This is a genomic window from Rothia sp. HMSC071C12, assembly GCF_001813895.1.
Classification (GTDB): Bacteria; Actinomycetota; Actinomycetes; order Actinomycetales; family Micrococcaceae; genus Rothia; species Rothia mucilaginosa.
Map to the genome: position 1 here is coordinate 35,298 of NZ_KV814368.1, position 18,701 is coordinate 53,998.

Consider the following 18,701-nt stretch of genomic DNA (forward strand, 5'->3'; position numbering starts at 1 on the left):
GCCCTGAGCCTTCATCCACTCAATCTCCTTGTAGTAGGGGTGGTTGAGCGGAACATCCGAGAAGCTCGGGGTGGACGGTGCGGTGTACTGCGGCGAGCCGCTCATACGGTAGAAGTACGCAGCCATGGTTGCGCGGTCCATGTTGTTCAGCGGGCGGAAGGTGCCGTCCTGGTAGCCGCGGTCAATCTGACGGGCAGCAATCCACGTGATTTCACGGTAGAACTGGTTATCCGCCGGAACGTCGGTGAAACGTGCATCGTGGATGGTACGCGCCACCTTCACGATCTGCGCACGGTCGCCAGCGGCAACACCGTTAGCGGTCTTACGGCCGCTCAGGTCACCGGTCGCGTTGTGCATGTGCAGGAACAGAGCCTGACGCTCCTTGTTGTTGTTCTTGCGGTGAACGGTCAGCTGACCGCCGTCACGGTCCACGAACAGGCCGGGCACGCCCGACTCCTCACCGGTGAACCAAACACCGGGGTTGAAGGGGGAGTACTCGATAGCCGAGGTGGTGTCCACGTAGGGGTTGCCATCGTTGTACCAGGTGTCGGTCTGCACCGTGTACTTGATGCTCTGAGCCTTCTCAGCGGTCAGGCCCAGGTCCTTCAGCGGTACACCCAGAATCATGGTGTTGGTGTCCATGATGTTGGTGTCGGTGTCGCCCCAGGCGCTGTTCAGCGGGTAGCGAGCCACCACGGTGGATGCGTTACCGGAGATGGACCAGACCTTCACCAGCGGGTAGTCCAGACCCTTCTCGCGGGTCACCTCCAGAACGTAATCTGCGGTGGAGTCGTTGTTCGTATCAATCTGCACCTGTACCTGACGGCCCCAGTGCATGCTATCCCAGGTGCCCCAGGTCGAAATACCGAAGAACAGAGAACCATCGTTCGGGTTCTTGCCGGCAGCTTTCAACGCCGGAGCATCCGAAGCGGCACCCACATACTGCAGGTCAACAGCCTGGTTCGACGGCAGCTTCAGCTGACCGGACGGAATACGGTCACTGACCGCACCCAGCTCAAACGCACCCAGCAGCGAACGGTAACCGCCCTGGTTCAGGGTCGTACCGCGCAGAGTCACCGTGGACTCCTTATCGGCAATGCCCTTGTAATCAATACGGGACGCATCAACGCGCATCTTCGAGACGGGCTTCGGTGCTACGTGAATCGACTGGCGGATCGCCTCGCGACCATTCTCAGAGAAAATCAGGCGACCAGAAGCGCTCGCAATGTACTGGCGCTTACCAGCAGCCAGAGTCTTACCGGTCGTCCAATCCTGAGCAACCTGGTCGGCGCTCATCGCCGGGTCCATGGTCTTCTCCAGCTTGGACGGGTCAATACGCACGGTCACGGTCACGTTCTTACGCTCACCGGCACCCACGCTCACCTGCTGCGGGTAGGAGTACTCCACACCCGGGATGGTCGTGCTTGCCTCGTAGTTCAGAGTGTAGGTGTGAGCCTGCGAATCGGTGTTGTCCAGCACGATTTCACGCTGAACAGTCTGAATACCCGAATCGGGGGTGTACTCCAGCACACCAAACGCAGTCGAAACACGCTCGGGGGTCTTCGCATCGTACGCAATGACCTTCGCGTCCACGGCGGCGCGAGCATTCACCATGCCCGTACCCACACGATCCACCGCGTACTGCGCACCCTGCTCATTCTTGATCGGGGTGGACGCGCCGTTCATCAGCGCAGCCTTAATCATCTGCGGGTTGTAATCCTGATGCGCCTGCATCACCAGAGCGGCAACACCGGCAACATGCGGGGTCGCCATGGAGGTACCGGTGAAGGAAACACCCTTATTACCCGTGCCTACAGCGGCAGAGACAATCTCAGTACCCGGTGCCGCAAGGTCAGGCTTAATGAAGCCATCAGAACCGTGCTGACCGCGAGCGCTCGAGGAATTCAAATCAAAAGCGTGCGAGTGAGGACCGCGGCCCGAAGCCTTGTAGTCCAGGTTCATCTCAACGGTCACCGGACCGGCTGCCAGGGCCTTCTCCAGGTCCTTCGTCGAAGAAGCAGTCAGACGCAGACCCGGAATGGTCGCATTACCACCAATGCCAATCGTGTAGCGCTCAGCCTTACCGGCCATCACCACGCCAACACCGCCGGCAGCCTGAACGTTATCGAAACGAGTCTTCGAACCGCACGGGAACGTCAAATCGTCCTGATCCCACTCGAAGTAAACCCACTTACCCTTCAAAGCCTTCGCCTCTTCAGCAGTGAAAGCCTCGCAAGCGTAACGGTTACGCTTCGGTGCGGCAACAACCTCGCCGCGCAGCTGATCAGCGGATGCCTTCGAATAATCGAAGTTCACCGAATAATCACCCTGCAACCACTCCAAACCAGTCTTCGTGGTCGTGCGGACACGGTCAATCGGCTGAGTCGAACCGTAGGCGTTCGCCACCGACAGCGCCGCAGCCGCATTCGCCGGGCTACCCGAATCGGAGTAGGTGTCACCCACACCGTTGTAGTTATTGGCGTTACCGGCAGCAGCCACAGTGAACACACCCTGGCGCGCCATCGTATTAATCATGTACGACTCAGGGTCGTCAGCCGGGGCGAACTCGCCACCGAGCGACAGGTTCACAATATCGGCGCGGTCAGAGAAATCACCGTCACCATTCGGGTCCATCACGGTATCGAGCGCCTTCATCACAACACTCGAATTGCCGTAGCAACCGAACACACGAATCGCCAAAATCTGAGCGTCAGGAGCAGTACCTGGGCCAATAGACATGCCCTTCAGCTGCTCTTCCGTCAGGTTCTTGTAATCGCCACGGTAAGTCGTACCGTTCGCCGTCACACCATAACCGGCGGCAGTACCCGCCACGTGTGTGCCGTGACCGCCAGAACCGAAACCATCCGGGCGGCAATCCAGCGGGTTATTATCCGGCTGCGGAGTCGACTTCTCAGCCACCGACGCATTGTAGTCATCACCGACCAAGTCAATGCCGCCAATGAACTTATTACGATCAATCAGACCCGAATCAGCGGACGGAAGCTCCGTCATCGCCTTAGCCTTCAGGTACGAATCCACCGTACCGGGGCCACCAAAATCAGCGTGCGTATAGTCAACACCGGAGTCAACAACCGCAATCTTCACGCCCTTACCCGTGTACCCCGTATTCTCACGAGTCCACGTGGCAAGAGTCTTCGTATCAATCTCGCTACCGGAGTTCATACGCTCCTTCGCGATAATCGGCGAAATACGCTCCACATCCGGGCGCTCCGCCAACGCACGAATCTGCGCAGCATCACCAGTAATCGCCGCACCACGCATCGCATTATGCGTGGTGTACATCAGCTTCGCACCAGAAGCAGCCGCCACAGACTGAGCTTGCGACTGCACCTGAGCTGCAATAGCCTGCACCTGCGCCTGACGGTTCGCCGGCGCCTCCTTACGTGCCAGAACAGCCGCGGACTGGGTCTGCTCATACGCGCCCTTGCCCTTGAACTGCACATACACGGTGATTTGGCCTTCAGCCTTCTGCAGGCCCGGGCTGATACGCGAGGCAGCGTCACCGGATGCGCTCGCAGTGCTTCCTTCGACCTGCTGGGGGCTCTGAGCGTGAGCTGCAGAAAAAGTGGCGGGAACGCCGAGAGTAAGGGCAAGAGCCGCACTCAAACCGGTCGCACCGACAGCCTTCATTCTGCGGCGTGGCGCATGAGGCGTTGTCATGGAATCCTCCTTCGGATTTTCTATTTTTCGATGGTGCTGTGTGCTCTGTGGTTGTGTATCGGTGATACGCGGAGGCGGCCCCACCGGCAGACGACGAGTGAGTGCATCCGCCGGTGAAACCGCCACCAAAACTTAGAAAGGTTCCGGGGTTTTCAGGCCCCGAACCGTTTACTACCGGTTAGCTACCGTCTAGCGGCCGGCCTGGTTAGCAACCTTCTCGGTGTAGCGGTAGATGAACGCAGCCATTGCGTCGCGGGCAATGGGGGTCACCGGGCGGTAGGTGCCGTCCGGCCAGCCGGTGCTGATGCCCTTCGAAGCCAGCCACGTGATTTCACGGTAGAACTGGTTATCGGTGGAAACATCGCTGAAGTGGCTGGTTGCGGGCAGATCCACGTGCGGGGAACCCGCTGCACGGTAGAAGAACGCAGCCATGGCGTCACGGTTCACCGGTGCGGAGGGGCGGAACGTGCCGTCCGAGTAGCCGGTGGTGATGCCCTGAGCCTTCATCCACTCAATCTCCTTGTAGAAGGGGTGCGTGGTGGGCACATCCTTGAAGCTCGGAGTGGAGGGGGCAGTGAACTGCGGGGAACCCTGCATGCGGTAGAAGAACGCCGCCATTGCGCCACGTTCCACGGACTCCAGCGGGCGGTAGGTGCCGTCCGGGTAGCCGGTGGTGATGCCGCGCTGAGCCAACCAAGAGATCTCGGTGTAGAACTGGTCGGTGTTCTTCACATCGGTGAAGCGGGACGGAGTGATGTACTCGGTCTGCTGCTCCTTGATGTTCAGCACCTCGGCGCGGTTGCCCTTGGCGCCGTTGGTACCGGAGAGGTCGCCGGTGCCGTTGTGCAGGTGCAGCAGCAGCGCCTTGGCGGGGGTACCGGATTCGCCGAGCGCGGGGATTGCGTCAGCGGAGCGGTGCGCCGTCAGGGTGGTGGTGGAGGCATCCGGGTGAAGGCCAGCCACGGCGGAGGAGTCGCCGCTGAACCACAGCTTGGGGCTGAAGGGGCGGTACTTGATCCAGCCGGTTTCGCTGACGTTACCCCACTCGTACTGGGTGGTTGCGCTGACTCGGTACTGGATGTCCGGGTTGTTTGCGCTGGTCAGGCCCAGGTCCTTGAGGGGTGCACTCATGATGAGGGTGTTGGTGTCCATCATGTTGGTGTCCACATCACCCCAGGCGCCGTTGAGCGGGTAGTAGCCGAGCTCGACGAGGTTGCCGTTCTTGTAGCCGTAGAGGCGAACCAGCGGGTAGTCCAGGCCCTTAGCGCGGTCGGTGACCAGCTTGTAGTCGGCGCGGTTGTTGCCGTCAGTGTCGATTTCTACGGTAAAGGTGTTCTCGTAGGAGACAACATCCCAGTTCGCCCAGGTGGAGATACCGAAGCGCAGGGTGCCGTCATCGGCATTGCCGCCGGCTGCCTTCAGCGCGGGCGCATCCGAGGAAGCACCGACGTACTGCAGGTTCGCCTTAACGTTGCTGTTCAGCGACAGGGAGGTGGGAGCCACACGGTCCACGCTCGCACCGTACTCGAAAGCGCCGAGCAGGGAGCGGTAGCCGCCCTGGTTGACCTCGGTGCCGCGCAGCGAGATCTGGGACTTGGTCCAGCCAGTGTCTGCCTTCTGTGCCTCGTCGCTGGAGGGCTTTTGGGTGAAGGTGACGGTGTCTTCGGCAGCGTGCATGGTGCTCACGGGCTTGGGTGCCACGTGAACGGGCAGGCGCAGTGCCTTGGTGCCGTCTTCGGTGAGGACGAGTCGGCCGGATGCGCTGGCAATGTACTGACGGTACTGTTCGGGAACGGTTTCGTTGCCGGTGTAGTAGTCAGTTGCGTTCTGGGTGGTGTCCATTGCTGCGTCGCGGGTCTTCTCCAGCTTGGACGGGTCGATGCGCACGGTGACTTCGAACTTCTTAGTTTCACCGGGTGCGAGGGTGACCGCGGAGGGGAAGGAGTATTCCACGCCGGGAATATTAGTGCTTTCAGCGTAGGACAGGGCGTAGGTGTGCGCCACGGAGTCGGTGTTCTCAACCGTCACCTCGCGGGTGAGGGTCTGAACGCCAGCATCCGGTGCGTACTCGAGCACACCGAAGCTCAGGGACACGGTACCGCTCTTGTCAGCGTTGTAGACGAGGGACTTCGACTGCACGGCAGCGAGGGTGTCGACTCGTCCGGCGCCCACACGGTCCACCGCGTACGCGGCACCGGATTCGGTGCGCACATCGTGGGTCGCGGTGTTCATGAGGGCGGACTTGACCTGTGCGGGGGTGTAGGTCGGGTGGCTCTGCATGACCAGGGCGGCGGAGCCAGTCACGTAGGGTGCCGCCATGGAGGTGCCGCTGAAGGTCACGGAGTTGTTACCGGTCGCCACCGCCGCGGAGGTGATGTACGAGCCGGGTGCCGCAATGTCGGGCTTGGTGTAGCCGTAGCTGCCGTGGAAGCCGCGGGCACTCATGGGGTTCAGCTGATCCAGCTTATCGGTGTCCACGCGCAGGGAGGACTTCAGCTCGTTGCCGAGGCGCACGGTCAGGGGCTTACCTGCCGCTTCTGCTGCGGTGATCTGTGCACGCAGGTCCTTAGCGGCGGATGCTGCCAGGCGGAAGCCGGGCAGGGTATCGTTACCGGCAATACCCAGGCCGGGTTCTTCGTCGTGGCCTGCAAGCAGTACGCCCTTGGCGCCTGCCGCCTCCAGGTTGTCGAAGCGCACCTTGGAGCCGCAGGCGAGTTCACCGTCATCTTTAGCCCAGTCGATGAGCACCCACTTGCCCTTTACAGCTGCCGCTTCGTCGGCGCTGAGGGCGTTGCAGGCGTAGCGGTTGTTCTCGGAGATTGCGGTGAGTTCGCCGGTGAATTCCTTGCTACCTGCCTGTGCCCAGGGGTAGGAGACGCTGTAATCGCCGCGTACCTTGCGGGTGGTGCCGGTGGCGGGGTCGGTCAGCTCTGCCGCATCGACGGCGCGGGTGGAGCCGTAGGCGTTAGCTACGGTGATTGCGCTGGAGGCGGTGGCGGGGTGACCGGAGTTGGAGTAGGTGTCGCCGCGCAGGCTGTAGTCGTTGGCGTTACCCGCGGAGATCACGGAGAGCACGCCGGCGCGGGTAAGCGCGTCAACGGCGTAGGCTTCGGGGTCGTCCTGCGGGGAGAATTCGCCACCGAGGGACATGTTGACCACGTTCGCGCGGTCGGAGAAGTCGCCGTCACCGTTGGGGTCAAGAGTGCGGTCGAGCGCCTCGATAACGACGTTGGTGCTACCGCTGCAGCCGAAGACGCGGAAGGCGTAGATTTCAGCGTCGGGGGCGACGCCGGGGCCAATCTTCATGGTCTTGAGCTGCTCTGCGGTGAGCTTGCTGTAGTCGCCGGTGAAGGTGGTGCCATCGGCGTTCACGCCGTAGCCTGCCGCGGTGCCCGCCACGTGGGTGCCGTGGCCGCCGGTGGTGCAGTCGAGCGGGTTGCCGTCGGGAACAGCGGTGTTGCTGCCGTCGTAGGCGTCACCAACGAGGTCGTAGCCGCCAGCAACCTTGGTGCGGTTGATGAGCCCGGAGTCTGCGGAGGGCAGCTCGGTGAGTTTGGATGCCTTCTCGTAGTCTTCGAGCTTGCCGCTACCGCCGAAGTCGGTGTGGGTGTAGTCGATACCGGAGTCGATGACGGCGATCTTCACGCCCTTGCCGGTGTATCCGCCCGCGCCGGCGGGGTTGGTGGTGCCGGTCCAGGTGGCGAGAGAGCCTGCGTCAACGGCGGCGCCCGCGTTCTGGCGGTACTTGGGCAGGATGGGCGAGATCTTCTCTACGTCGGAGCGGTTGGCGAGTGCCTTGATGGACTCGGCGTCACCGCGCACTGCCACGCCGCGTACTGCGTTGTGGGTGGTGTAGAGGACCTGCGCGCCGGACTGGCTGCTGACTTGCTGTGCCTGGCTCTGCACCTGGGAGGCGATTGCCTGCACCTGCGAGCTGCGGTTGACGGGTGCCTGCGTGCCAGCGAGTACGCCTGCGGGCTGGGTCTGTTCAAAGGCGCCCTTACCCTTGAAGCGGACGAAGGCGGTGACGGTGCCGCTGGCGTTCTTCATGCTTTCGCTGAGTACCTGCTTGACGGCGTCGGGGTCTTCCGCGGCGTGGGCGGTGGTGCCCAGGGCTGCGAGGGGGCTCAGCGCCATGCTGAGGGTGAGTAGCCCGCTGCCGATTCGGCGTCGATGCGACCGGCCGCGGGGGTTTGGGGAGGCGGTGTGTGTCACGGTGCTCCTTTGCTTGGCTCCCGGGGTGTTTCTGGGAGGCTTGTGGTGTTGTTCTGGTGGGTTCCAGCTGAACTTGAACACACTAGATGTGAACTAGGATACACCTCAAAATGGCTTGTGAAGCGTTTATTACTCCTAAATGCATCAAATTGTGGACATGTTCGACCCTTTTCTTTTGCATGTTTTTCATTTGCATTCGGGTTCAGGTTCTTTTCAGGTTCGATTGTTACTGTAAAACCATCTATTGAACATCTATCAAAAATGATGGGATAGGGAGGGTCGAACCATGGTCAAGCGACGCGTTTCCACTGAGGATTCTGTTCTGCTGATGTCACCCCAGGTTATGCACGGCCGCCCCGGTCCACGGTTGGAACGCATCCATAGGGGAGAGGTGCAGGGTACCCTCACCGAGTACAGCTCATCCGCCTGGCAGATTGGCGATGTGGTAGGCTACGCCCCCATGGAAAAGCCCCGCGAAACCTTCAACGCGAAGGGCTTCTTCACCGATTGGAGCGGCTTCACCTGGTATGTCCTGGGGCCGCTGCTTCGGATGGTGTTCTGGTCATCTTTCTTTATCGTGCTGATGAGCCCGATACTTTTCAGCCTGGGTTTCAGGGGAGTGGGCGAGGAAATGGCGATGATACTTGTCATTTTTTTGATTCCGCTCTTTTATTTCCCTCCACTGATTTTGATTGTGGGCTTTGTCGGCCTCGTCGCAGAAATCTGGTTGCTGCTCCTCTGCGTAGGAAAGTTTCTGAATGCTGTTGGGGATGCCATCGAATCGACGCGCCTGCTCGTTAGACAGCACAAGATTCAGCAGGATTTTCAGTTCCGGCTGGTGTACGAGTGCACCCCGCTTGACGGTGGTTCAGCCACGGCGTTGCTGCACCGCATCCTTGAATCGCACCATCAGGAGGAATCATGACCGACGATAACAACCAGCCCATCGACGACCAACCCGTTTCCCCTCATCAGCGTGTTTTGAAGGTGGCACCCCAGGTGTATTACGGTCGCCCCAATCCGCAGCTGATGCGCATCCACGCGGATGATGTTCAGGGGACTCTCCCCCAAGGAGAATTGCCGGAGGAACACGGCGGCGAGCTGGTTGGTTACTGCCCTCTGCCGGTTCCTAACCGCAAGCCCCACACTGGTAGACGCGTGGTGGAGGTGCTGGTGTACCTAGCGTTGGCTATCGCGGCGAATCCTTTCGTATATTTCTTGTTGCCTTCTTATACCCTGAGCGAAGAAACTCTAGGTTCTCTTTACCTGGCAGGCATAGGATTTTCGGTGCTGAGCATCGGTATTCTTCCGCTAACGCTGTTCTTTTTCTCTCTGTGGGCTCTCATCAATTTCTTAGGTGTGATGGTGCGGCTCATCTGGAGGCGTAAGGCCGGGGAGAAACTTACGTTCCGGCTGGTGTATGACTGCGCCCCGCCCTCTAAAACAAACCAGGAGCGCTACGCTTCGCGGCATCGTAGTGGCATTACTCAGCCGGTGACGAGTTTTGGCGGTTCGTCTGATTCATCTCAGAAGGGGGAGGCGAAGCTTCTGTTCTTTGCCGTTTCCGTACTGAATCCTTATATTGCGGCGGGGATTCTCTCCATTACGGGCCTGTTCGGGGCGGGGCCACTCGTCGCAGCTCTCTTTATGATGGTGAATCAGGTGAGCGCAGGGCTCATGGGGATTCCCGGCATCATCTGGTTTGTGGCGTGGATTCTGAGCATCGTGCGGCTTAACGAAGCGGCCGAGGCTTAAGCAGACTAGCCACTGGCTCAAAGAACAGCTACGGGATTGAGCCCCCGCGCACCGAACACACAATGTAGACAACACAACAGACACTAACAAGCAGACAAGCATTGGAGGAGGTTACCGTGGCGGAGCATAGCGAAGCACCGAAAAACCCTCAGAACCCAACCGAGAAGAGCGATAGCAGGTATCAGCCCCTGTGGGATATGGGGCAGCCCGCCCCCGATTATTCGGCTTTGCTTCTTCACGGAACGCCGGTTGCCGCGCCGACCGGGGAGATTCCCGAGCCGGTGAAGGAGGTCATGGAGATACAGAAGGCTCGTTCTGCATCCGCGTCTGCTCACCCCGTGGTTCCTGCAGCACCTGATTCTGCGGAGCCCAACCCTGCAGCGCCCAATTCTGCGGCGTCTACTTTGTCGGTTTCTGCTCCTGCGCCGTCTGCGCAGGCGGCGAATTTTTTCCCCTCGGCGACGGGTCACCCGGTGCTGAACCGACCGCTGTACGGTCGCCCGGGCCCTACGATGCGCCGCATGTCCCCCATGGGCACGGATGCTGGCGCATCTGCACACCGGCAGGTGCCGACCGCTTTTCCTGCCTGGATGGATGAGAAAGTAGTCGGTACTCCGCGACCTATCGGGTATATCTCAGCAACCCCACTTGCGGGCAAGGTGCGCGGATCAGACCTGTGGAAGAAGGCCTGGCCTGAGCTCATTGCCCTCTTCTTCGTGGGTGTGGTGTTTAATCCCCTGACTTATCTTCTGCTGGCTACCGTTACAGAGGACCCTCGCTTCGGCGGGTTTGTTTACTATTTCTTCCTGATATTTTCTCTGGCGACATTTGGTCTTCCCCTGTTCTTGTGGGCTGGTGCGCTGATTTTTGCGCTACTCCGAGTGAGCCGAAAGTATCGGGCGCTGAAGTGGAAGGCCATGCCTCTCGGGTCGTTCTGGTTCTACCTGGTGTATGACCGCCTGCCTAGGGACTCCGAGGAAATGCAGGGAATCCTGGGTGCAGCGTCTTCGATGTCTTCGGTGGCGTCAGCCCCTCAGCCGCTGAGTGCCCCGAGCCCTACCTCAAGCTCTGATCCAAACTCAGCGGATGTATCGTAGTCGACTTCCCGTGAGCCCCTGGACTCTGGTAGCGCTGAACCCCCGGCAGTGTTAACACGTGTGTGTTGGCGCTTGTCGGGGGCTTTTTCTCAGCTTTTATCAGGCAGGTTTCAAGGGACTATCCAGCGCCTGCTGGTACGGTGGTGCCGCTAGGAGTATGTCTGGTAAGCGAAGGAGACGACCATGGCAGACCGACTCACTGAAAAGAAGGAAGCTGCAAAGAAGGACGAGGCGTACCAGCCCCTCTGGGACACCGACCAGTCCATCCCGGAATACATGGCGCTACTCATGGGCGAGCAGACGCAGAAAAATGAAGACGTTGAGCTGCACGAAGCCTCCGACAGCGAAGACTCCGACGGTAGCAACGAACCGGAAGACACCTCAGAAGACACCCCGGAAGATACTCACGAATCTCGCAAGGACGACGAGGCGAACCACCCGGTAGCGCTCGCCTCCACTGAACAGGCTCAGCAAGAGCAGGCTCAGGCAACGCACGCCTACGGCGAGTACGTTCGGCTGGAACACCTCGGTCTGCAACCGGGCGCTATTCTGCCGGTTATTCCTGAGCCGTTCTTCGGCATCCCCGACTCGGAACTTATCGAAATGCGCCTGCTGGACCGCTCGCTTGAATCCTCCGCACCCATGCAGGCGTGCGCCGCCCACCTGAACCCGGTCAAGGCTGAGGAGAACCCCATATCGCGGGCGGCCGAGCTGCAACCGGTGGGCTACGTTCCCATCAATAATCCGTTGGCTGGCTCCAACATTGAAGAGATCGAGGGTCAGCGCACCTTCTGGAAAGCCGTGCTTATTGTCCTACTGATACTGAACCCGTTTGTGCTGGTTCCTTTGGTGAGCATGTTCGATAATAATGCCGGCATGTCGATGCTGTTCTTCTTCATCATTATCGGTCTGGGATCATTTTTTGTGGTGCCGATCCTGTGGATTGTGGGTATTGTTCAGGCTGTGAAGCATAAGAACCGGCTGAGGGAACTCATCCAGAAAACAAAGACGGTACATGCCGAGTTCTGGTACTACCTGGTGTACAACCGCCTGCCGGACGACTACACGGGCATCAACGGATACACGAAGAAACATGGTTTTTTCGATGAGTATGAGGCGCTGAAAAGGCGGGAACGTGTAAAGCTACGCGAGTCTGCGGCACCGCGCGAGGCCGCCGCACAGCGCGAGCCTGCCGCACTACATAAGCCCGCCGCGCATCCTGGCTCACCCGATGTAGAGATACAAGACTAACCTCAAGCCAATCCACACCGTATAACGACCTGCCCCTCCACGTACGTAACACCGCGTGGAGGGGCAGAGGCGTCTTTTTTATGTCATATTCGGGTTTCTTCGTCTGTTGTCCGGCGAGGGTTAATATTCCATTTACTTTGCCTTGATAGGGTGAAACCATCACGAGCGTTGCGACCAAGCCGAGCGAGGCGGGCACCCGCCGAAAACGGCGAGTTAGCCTGCCGCCGCGCCTCAATGATTAGCCGCGCCTCAACGATTAGCTGTATCCACTCATCGATAGATTAAGGAAAAGAACGATGTCCCAGAACCCGAACCCTGAACAGTACAACCAGTACTCCCAGCAGGCACCCTCCTACTCGCAGGCGCCGGGTCAGCAGCCCAACGGTTACGTAGTCTCCTCCAAGGACGACCAGAACATGGCGATGCTCGCGCACCTGGCTTCTGCAATTCTGTCTCTGCTGTCCTTCGCATCCGCAAGTATTCTCGCGCCGCTGGTCATGTGGTTCATCTACAAGGACAAGCCCGGTTACTCCTTCACTAAGGAAGCATCCCGCCGCGCGTTCAACTTCAACTTCTCCCTGTGGGTCATCAGCATGGCTTCCTGGCTGCTGATTATTCTGACCTTCGGCATCCTGGGCATCATCCTGTGGGTTGTCCCGCTGGTTGTGGCTATCCTGATGGTTATCTTCCACAGCCTGGCTGCTATGGCCGCAAACCGCGGTGAGCAGTACACCTACCCGATGACCTTCATCGAGATCATCAAGTAGTCTTCATAAGCTCATGCCGGTAGCGCCCCCGTCCGAATATCGGATGGGGGCGTTGCCGTGCCCGGTGAGGCTCACCGGCACCGGATCTGGCACGCCTACCGCCCCGTCACACGGGACTTAAAGGGACGGGCACGGTATCATTAGAAGAGGTGTGCCTACCCGGATCATGAGGCGGTAGGTCGCCGCCGCGCCGTGAAATCCGGTGCGTATCTTCAAGGCTTTCAAGGAGCACAAAATGTCAGCTGTCGTGATTGTGGGCGCCCAGTGGGGCGATGAGGGTAAGGGTAAGGCAACCGACCTGCTCGGCCCCCGCGTAGACTACGTGGTCAAGCCCAACGGCGGTAACAACGCCGGTCACACCGTGGTGGTGAACGGCCAGAAGTTTGAGCTGAAGCTGCTGCCCGCGGGTATTCTGAGTGATAACGCCGTCCCCGTGATTGGTAACGGCGTGGTTGTTAACCCCGAGGCTCTTTTCGCTGAGATTGACGGCCTTGAGGCCCGCGGTGCTGACACCTCCCGCCTGAAGATTTCCGCTAACGCACACCTGGTCGCACCCTACCACCAGACCATGGACAAGGTGACCGAGCGTTTCCTCGGCAAGCGCGCTATCGGCACCACCGGCCGCGGTATCGGCCCCGCCTACATGGATAAGGTTGGCCGCCTCGGCGTGCGTGTTCAGGACATCCTGGACGAGTCGATCCTGCGTCAGAAGGTTGAAGGCGCACTGCGTCAGAAGAACGAACTGCTGGTGAAGGTCTACAACCGCCGCCACGTTGAGGTTGACGAGATTGTCGAGTACTTCATGTCTTACGCCGAGCGTCTGAAGCCGATGATTGTGGACACCACCCAGCTGCTGAACAAGGCACTGGACGAGGGTAAGACCCTGCTGATGGAGGGCGGCCAGGCAACCTTCCTGGACGTTGACCACGGCACCTACCCGTTCGTGACCTCTTCCAACCCGACCTCCGGCGGTGCGTGCGTCGGTTCGGGTGTGGGCCCGACCCGCATCTCCCGCGTAATCGGTATTCAGAAGGCGTACACCACCCGCGTGGGTGCTGGCCCCTTCCCGACCGAGCTGTTCGATGAGATGGGCGAGTTCCTGCGCACTACCGGCGGCGAGTTCGGCGTGAACACCGGCCGCCCGCGTCGTTGCGGCTGGTACGACGCCGTGCTGGCGCGTCAGGCTGTGCGCATCAACGGTTTCACCGACCTGTTCATCACCAAGCTGGACGTGCTGACCGGCCTGGATAAGATCCCGGTCTGCGTGGCTTACGATGTTGACGGTGTGCGCCACGACGAGATGCCGATGACTCAGACCGAGTTCCACCACGCTAAGCCGATTTTCGAGTACTACGACGGCTGGACCGAGAACATTTCGGATGCGAAGAGCCTGGATGAGCTGCCCGAGAATGCCCGCAAGTACGTGCTGAAGCTGGAAGAGATTTCTGGCTGCCGTATCTCTGCGATTGGTGTGGGCCCGGACCGTGACCAGACCATCGTGGTCCGCGACCTCATCAACGAAGACTAAGCGCAAAAGCTCAAGACGCGAAAGCCCCCGGAAGGTACCTGCACGGTACCTGCTGGGGGCTTTGTGCAGTCTGTGGTGATGTTTACGACGAGTATCGCAGAGAAAATCCAGAGAATTACCCATGGAAAGTTCACTTTGGCCCGTGGCGTGCAGGGTATATGGATGTCACGATTAATAACTTTGTTATGCGGTATGGAATGTATGACATTGAAGAAGAATCCAAGAAAAACCGGAAATATTTTGACAAAAATTCTAATTACAGTCGCGGTATTTATGAATCTAATTCTGTGGAATTTTAAATAAAAATTTGGGGCTCTATATCAATATCAGTATTGATATAGAGCCCCAAAATATTCTATAAGATTCCCATCAAATCCAATCTGTAGAGGGTATATAGAATATCTGAAAAAGTAACTTCATCATTATCGATATACCCACAGCTCATGTTTGGTGAACCATACCAGCTACGTGCCTTGTGCATGTCGCTATTTTCTTTAACGCAATGTGCGTATTCTTCGGGGATGGGGGTAAGGTTGACCGTCGGCTTACCGTGCATTCGATAAAGGAAAATGAGCGCAGTATCAATGTATGCGGTGGCGTCGTAATGGAACTTTCCGTCTCCCCATCCGCTGCTGATACCTTCACGAGTAGCCCAGATAGCAATAGGGTAGTGCGGGTCATTGACCGAGATATCGCTGTACGGTGAAGTAGCAGGAAGGTCCTTAACCACGGGCCTGCCCTTCACATGGTACAGAAACTCAAGAAGCTGCCCACGAGTCATCGCAGGCTGGGGAGCATTCTTATTCTTCTGAAGATAAAGACGGCGGCCGTGAGTAATAAGTCCAGTGCACTCCGCCCAAGCGATCACCTTATCCTGATAATCACCCGGGGTATTGTACTCAGACTCATTAATGCAGGTGACTTCCAGTTCATCACCCGGAAAAGGAGAAAAAGTCTTAGGGTGTAATTGCGCCGCAGAAGCAGGCGCCACCGCAGACAACAAGAGAGAGGCAGCGGCAAAAGTACACGCCGCCCCCTTCACAAACGGTTTCAACAGCATCGTTGACTCCTCAAAAGAAAATAGTGGTTGGTTCTAAGACAATCACAGTCTTATTAACTAGAAGTTTAGACTTTATTAGTTCTCAAGGGAAGGTTGAAACTCTATAACCCCCAGATATCTTAAAAAGAAAATCCAAGACTCACCACAACACCCCAGCCTCCAGCGCCTCCGAACCTGCACATGTGACCGGACGGGGCGTGTGCCGTATGCTGGAAAGAGCGCCCACACACGTGGCGCCAAAGCGTTCAGAGGAGGAGAACGATGACCTACATTACCGGAGCCATCTACCCCAGCGGCGACCGCATCCGCATAGGCGCACCCGAAGAAGAAACCCTCAACGCCTACCAGCAGCCCAACACCGCCGTAGCCCTCGGATACGCCAACCCCGACATCCACGAACTACACGCCCTGCAAAAAACCTTCAACCTGCACGAACTCGCCATCGAAGACGCCGGACGAGGCCACCAGCGCGCCAAACTAGAACGATACGGCGACTCCCTCTTCACCGTCATCCGCCCCGCCATCTACCTCGACAAAGAAGAAGAAGTGCGCCTCAGCGAACTGCACCTCTTCACCGGCCCCCGCTACACCCTCGCACTCGTTCGCGACGAACAACGCAGCAACCAGCGCATCAACGACCAGTTCAACCTGCTCTACGCCACCCCCGATGCATCCCCCGCCCGACTGCTGCACCGCATCCTCGACAGCACCGTCGACGGGTACGCACCCGTGCTCGATGGCCTCGAAAACGACAGCGACGAAATCGAAGACATCCTCTTCTCCCACAGCGAGCGGCGCGACGCCAACTCCCTCGCACGGCGCATCTACGAACTGCTCAACCAGGTCATCGACTTCCAGCGTGCCTGCCGACCCCTCGAATCCATGATCGGCCGCATCATCGAAGGGATGCGCACCGGCGCGCTCGACCCCTCACCCTACCCGGGCGTATCCGACGAAGAAAAGAACGAAGAAGCGGTCGAGCTCGCCCGGCAGTTCCGCAACGTGCTCGACCACGTAACCCAAACAAAAGAACGCCTCGAAGACCTTCGCAGCTCCCTCGAAAACGCACTGCGCGTGCACGACACCCTGCTCGGTCAGCAGCAGAACGACGACACCAAGAGAATCTCCGCCTACGCGGCGCTACTCATGGTGCCCACCATCGTTGGCTCCGTGTACGGCATGAACTTTGAGGTCATGCCTGAACTCAAATGGGAGTTCGGCTACCCCGCCGCGCTGCTACTCATGGTGGGTTCCTGCCTGCTTCTCTACTGGTTCTTCAAGAAGAACAAATGGCTCTGATATGCGCGTATGCCGCATAAGGCATACACGATATACCTTATGCGGCGCGGTCGTACTGGGCACGCATTGCTCGGCGGCAATCACGACGCTCACGCTTGAACTTCTTACACACAGCCTCCGAATCGGCAAACATGTAGAAGTCCTCCGGCTCAGCCGACAAACCCAAAGTCGACAGCTCAACCAGCGACAGCATCGCGTAGAACATCTCGCGGCGCAGCTCAAAATTGCAGGCACCCGGAGCGGACTCCACCGCAAACACGCCGCCGGTGCACTCCAGCGCACGCATCGCCCAGTGCTGAGTCCACAGGTCACCATTGACCGGGCTCACGCCCAGGCGAGTCAACGCCAGGCCGGTACCCTGCACACGCTCAAAGCGCAGGCACATCTCCAGGTCCTTCTCCAGGGGGAACACGAACAGCAGAGCGTTCTGTGCCGCCGCACGCAGCTCAGCCAGGTTCGCCTCGTAACCGGAAGCACCCTGAGTCAGGTGACGCATCACGCGGCCCATCGTCGAAGACGCCGGCGCGGTGCGGAAGCACGAACCGTCAGCCACCAGCTGCTCCAGAACGCCGCGGAGCTCCTCCACGTTGAAACGCTCCATACGGACGATGGTGCCCGCCTGCATTAGCAGGTTGAACTCTGCATCACGGCACAGCTGCTCATCTGCGGTGCAGGAAATCTCTGCGTTTGCGTACTGGCTCTCGTGAGTGGTGTTGTCCATGACCGTTCCTTCCGTAGATGCTGAATCAACCTAGCGGCAACACCGCAGGAGACGGCGTGCCCGGTCGGAAGGATCGTCCCTTCCAACACCTACACTCTATGAGCGACCCCTGACACGATAAGCAGTTTTTAATCTACCCCGGGGTAAAACTGGGAAAATTCTGAAAAATTCTGAAACCACCCGTGAAACCCAGTGAAACCGCTCATGAAACCTAGCGAAATAGAGAAAACCGGGTGCCCCCACAGTCGGGAACACCCGGTCACTCATACGGAATAGACGGCGCAACTAGCGCTGACGGTACAGCAACCACAGCATATACACGCCACCCAACGCGCCCGTCACCAGGCCCACCGGAATCTGGAACGGCGCCAACGCACGAGCCGACACAAAATCAGCCAGCACCAAAATTACCGAACCCAGCAACGCCGAATGCCACATCGCCATACCCGGAGTGTTCCACAGGCGGCGCGCAATCTGCGGGGCAACCAGCGCCAAGAAACCAATCGGGCCGGCAACAGAAATCGCCACAGCCACCAGGAGCACGGCAGCCGCCACCAGCATGTTTACGGTCCTCTTCACCGGCAAACCCAAACCTGCCGCCAAATCGTCGCCGAGCTCCAAGACGCGCAGGCGATGCGTCAGCATCAGCACCAGCGGAATCGCCACCAGCAGCAGCACCGCCTGCACCGACATCTGGTTCCACGACAGGGCATTTAGCGAACCGTGTTGCCAGGTCTTCGCCGCCTCCGCCTTCTCCAAATCACCGCGCGTAATCAGGTAATCGTTTACGGAACTGAGCATCGCACTCACCGCAATACCAATCAGCACCATCTTCTGACCCATCGTCGCGCCACCGCGCACACCCGCCAGAAGCATCACCACGGCCGCCGTCGCAAAACCGCCAATAATAGCGCCCATGCCCATACCCACGCCGGTAGAACTCAACGACCCAATCAGCACCACAGACAGGGCACCGGTCGCCGAACCCACCGTGAAACCGATAATATCCGGCGAACCCAGAGCATTACGGGAAACCGACTGAAAAATAGCGCCCGATAAGCCCAAAGCCGCACCCACCACCACGGCGGCAAGCATACGCGGCAGACGCTGATTCAACACCAGCTGACGCTCAATCTCCGTGCCCTCACCCTGAAAAATCAGGCGAAACACCTGATCAGGGCTCATCTGATAACTACCAAACACCAGGGAGGCGACCGCCGCCACCACAAGCACCGCCACCACCAGCAGGGTACGCGGAATAGGGGTGCGGTAACGCCCCGGGATACGCACAGACCCGGCTACAGAACGAGACACAACGCTCACAATA

12 protein-coding genes are annotated in these 18,701 nt (G+C 59.0%); 7 read left to right on the forward strand and 5 right to left on the reverse strand.

Annotation, left to right across the window (positions count from 1 at the left end; all coding sequences use genetic code 11):
- Positions 1–3,681: S8 family serine peptidase (locus tag HMPREF2942_RS01285; protein ID WP_070688042.1), on the reverse strand; the 3,681-nt coding region annotated here is incomplete at its 3' end.
- 189 nt (positions 3,682–3,870) lie between these two features.
- Positions 3,871–7,818 (reverse strand): S8 family serine peptidase, encoded by a 3,948-nt coding sequence (locus HMPREF2942_RS01290; RefSeq protein WP_371440615.1) that lies wholly within the window; start codon positions 7,816–7,818, stop codon positions 3,871–3,873.
- 364 nt (positions 7,819–8,182) lie between these two features.
- On the opposite strand from HMPREF2942_RS01290, the gene HMPREF2942_RS01295 reads away from it, so the two are divergent.
- The 6 genes from HMPREF2942_RS01295 to HMPREF2942_RS01320 all read left to right on the forward strand — a co-directional run bounded on the left by HMPREF2942_RS01295 (position 8,183) and on the right by HMPREF2942_RS01320 (position 14,294).
- A complete protein-coding gene (locus HMPREF2942_RS01295) occupies positions 8,183–8,821 on the forward strand; it encodes a hypothetical protein (RefSeq protein ID WP_070688046.1) in 639 nt (212 codons plus the stop codon).
- Entirely contained in the window at positions 8,818–9,651 is an 834-nt protein-coding gene (locus HMPREF2942_RS01300; protein ID WP_070688048.1) for a type VI secretion protein, read from the forward strand. The genes HMPREF2942_RS01295 and HMPREF2942_RS01300 overlap by 4 nt, the downstream gene beginning before the upstream one ends.
- A gap of 116 nt (positions 9,652–9,767) precedes the next feature.
- Positions 9,768–10,748 (forward strand): hypothetical protein, encoded by a 981-nt coding sequence (locus HMPREF2942_RS01305; RefSeq protein ID WP_070688050.1) that lies wholly within the window; start codon positions 9,768–9,770, stop codon positions 10,746–10,748.
- 183 nt (positions 10,749–10,931) lie between these two features.
- Positions 10,932–11,999 (forward strand): pyruvate ferredoxin oxidoreductase, encoded by a 1,068-nt coding sequence (locus HMPREF2942_RS01310; protein WP_049353466.1) that lies wholly within the window; start codon positions 10,932–10,934, stop codon positions 11,997–11,999.
- Between the two features lie 296 nt (positions 12,000–12,295).
- Positions 12,296–12,766, forward strand: a complete 471-nt coding sequence (locus HMPREF2942_RS01315) for a DUF4870 domain-containing protein (protein WP_070688052.1) — start codon at positions 12,296–12,298, stop codon at positions 12,764–12,766.
- Between the two features lie 235 nt (positions 12,767–13,001).
- A complete protein-coding gene (locus HMPREF2942_RS01320; protein ID WP_049338292.1) occupies positions 13,002–14,294 on the forward strand; it encodes an adenylosuccinate synthase in 1,293 nt (430 codons plus the stop codon).
- A gap of 355 nt (positions 14,295–14,649) precedes the next feature.
- Here HMPREF2942_RS01320 and HMPREF2942_RS01325 read toward each other — a convergent pair whose 3' ends face one another.
- Entirely contained in the window at positions 14,650–15,354 is a 705-nt protein-coding gene (locus tag HMPREF2942_RS01325; RefSeq protein WP_070675301.1) for an S-layer homology domain-containing protein, read from the reverse strand.
- A gap of 261 nt (positions 15,355–15,615) precedes the next feature.
- On the opposite strand from HMPREF2942_RS01325, the gene HMPREF2942_RS01330 reads away from it, so the two are divergent.
- Positions 15,616–16,653: a magnesium and cobalt transport protein CorA gene (locus tag HMPREF2942_RS01330; RefSeq protein WP_005507281.1), complete on the forward strand. Its 1,038-nt coding sequence runs from the start codon at positions 15,616–15,618 to the stop codon at positions 16,651–16,653.
- Between the two features lie 37 nt (positions 16,654–16,690).
- Here the strand turns inward: HMPREF2942_RS01330 and HMPREF2942_RS01335 are convergent, their stop codons facing one another.
- Both HMPREF2942_RS01335 and HMPREF2942_RS01340 read right to left on the reverse strand, forming a co-directional pair.
- Positions 16,691–17,374: a hypothetical protein gene (locus HMPREF2942_RS01335; protein WP_012904284.1), complete on the reverse strand. Its 684-nt coding sequence runs from the start codon at positions 17,372–17,374 to the stop codon at positions 16,691–16,693.
- A gap of 285 nt (positions 17,375–17,659) precedes the next feature.
- The gene (locus tag HMPREF2942_RS01340) at positions 17,660–18,697 is read right to left on the reverse strand and encodes a FecCD family ABC transporter permease (RefSeq protein ID WP_083313450.1); all 1,038 of its coding nucleotides are present in this window, start codon (positions 18,695–18,697) and stop codon (positions 17,660–17,662) included.
- Positions 18,698–18,701 lie beyond the last annotated feature (4 nt).

Excerpts from the sequence above, each read along its gene's own strand:
- HMPREF2942_RS01290 (WP_371440615.1), bottom strand. The coding sequence starts at position 7,818 with ATGGCGCTGAGCCCCCTCGCAGCCCTGGGCACCACCGCCCACGCCGCG.
- HMPREF2942_RS01295 (WP_070688046.1), top strand. The coding sequence starts at position 8,183 with ATGGTCAAGCGACGCGTTTCCACTGAGGATTCTGTTCTGCTGATGTCA.
- HMPREF2942_RS01300 (WP_070688048.1), top strand. The coding sequence starts at position 8,818 with ATGACCGACGATAACAACCAGCCCATCGACGACCAACCCGTTTCCCCT.
- HMPREF2942_RS01310 (WP_049353466.1), top strand. The coding sequence starts at position 10,932 with ATGGCAGACCGACTCACTGAAAAGAAGGAAGCTGCAAAGAAGGACGAG.
- HMPREF2942_RS01315 (WP_070688052.1), top strand. The coding sequence starts at position 12,296 with ATGTCCCAGAACCCGAACCCTGAACAGTACAACCAGTACTCCCAGCAG.
- HMPREF2942_RS01320 (WP_049338292.1), top strand. The coding sequence starts at position 13,002 with ATGTCAGCTGTCGTGATTGTGGGCGCCCAGTGGGGCGATGAGGGTAAG.
- HMPREF2942_RS01325 (WP_070675301.1), bottom strand. The coding sequence starts at position 15,354 with ATGCTGTTGAAACCGTTTGTGAAGGGGGCGGCGTGTACTTTTGCCGCT.
- HMPREF2942_RS01330 (WP_005507281.1), top strand. The coding sequence starts at position 15,616 with ATGACCTACATTACCGGAGCCATCTACCCCAGCGGCGACCGCATCCGC.
- HMPREF2942_RS01335 (WP_012904284.1), bottom strand. The coding sequence starts at position 17,374 with ATGGACAACACCACTCACGAGAGCCAGTACGCAAACGCAGAGATTTCC.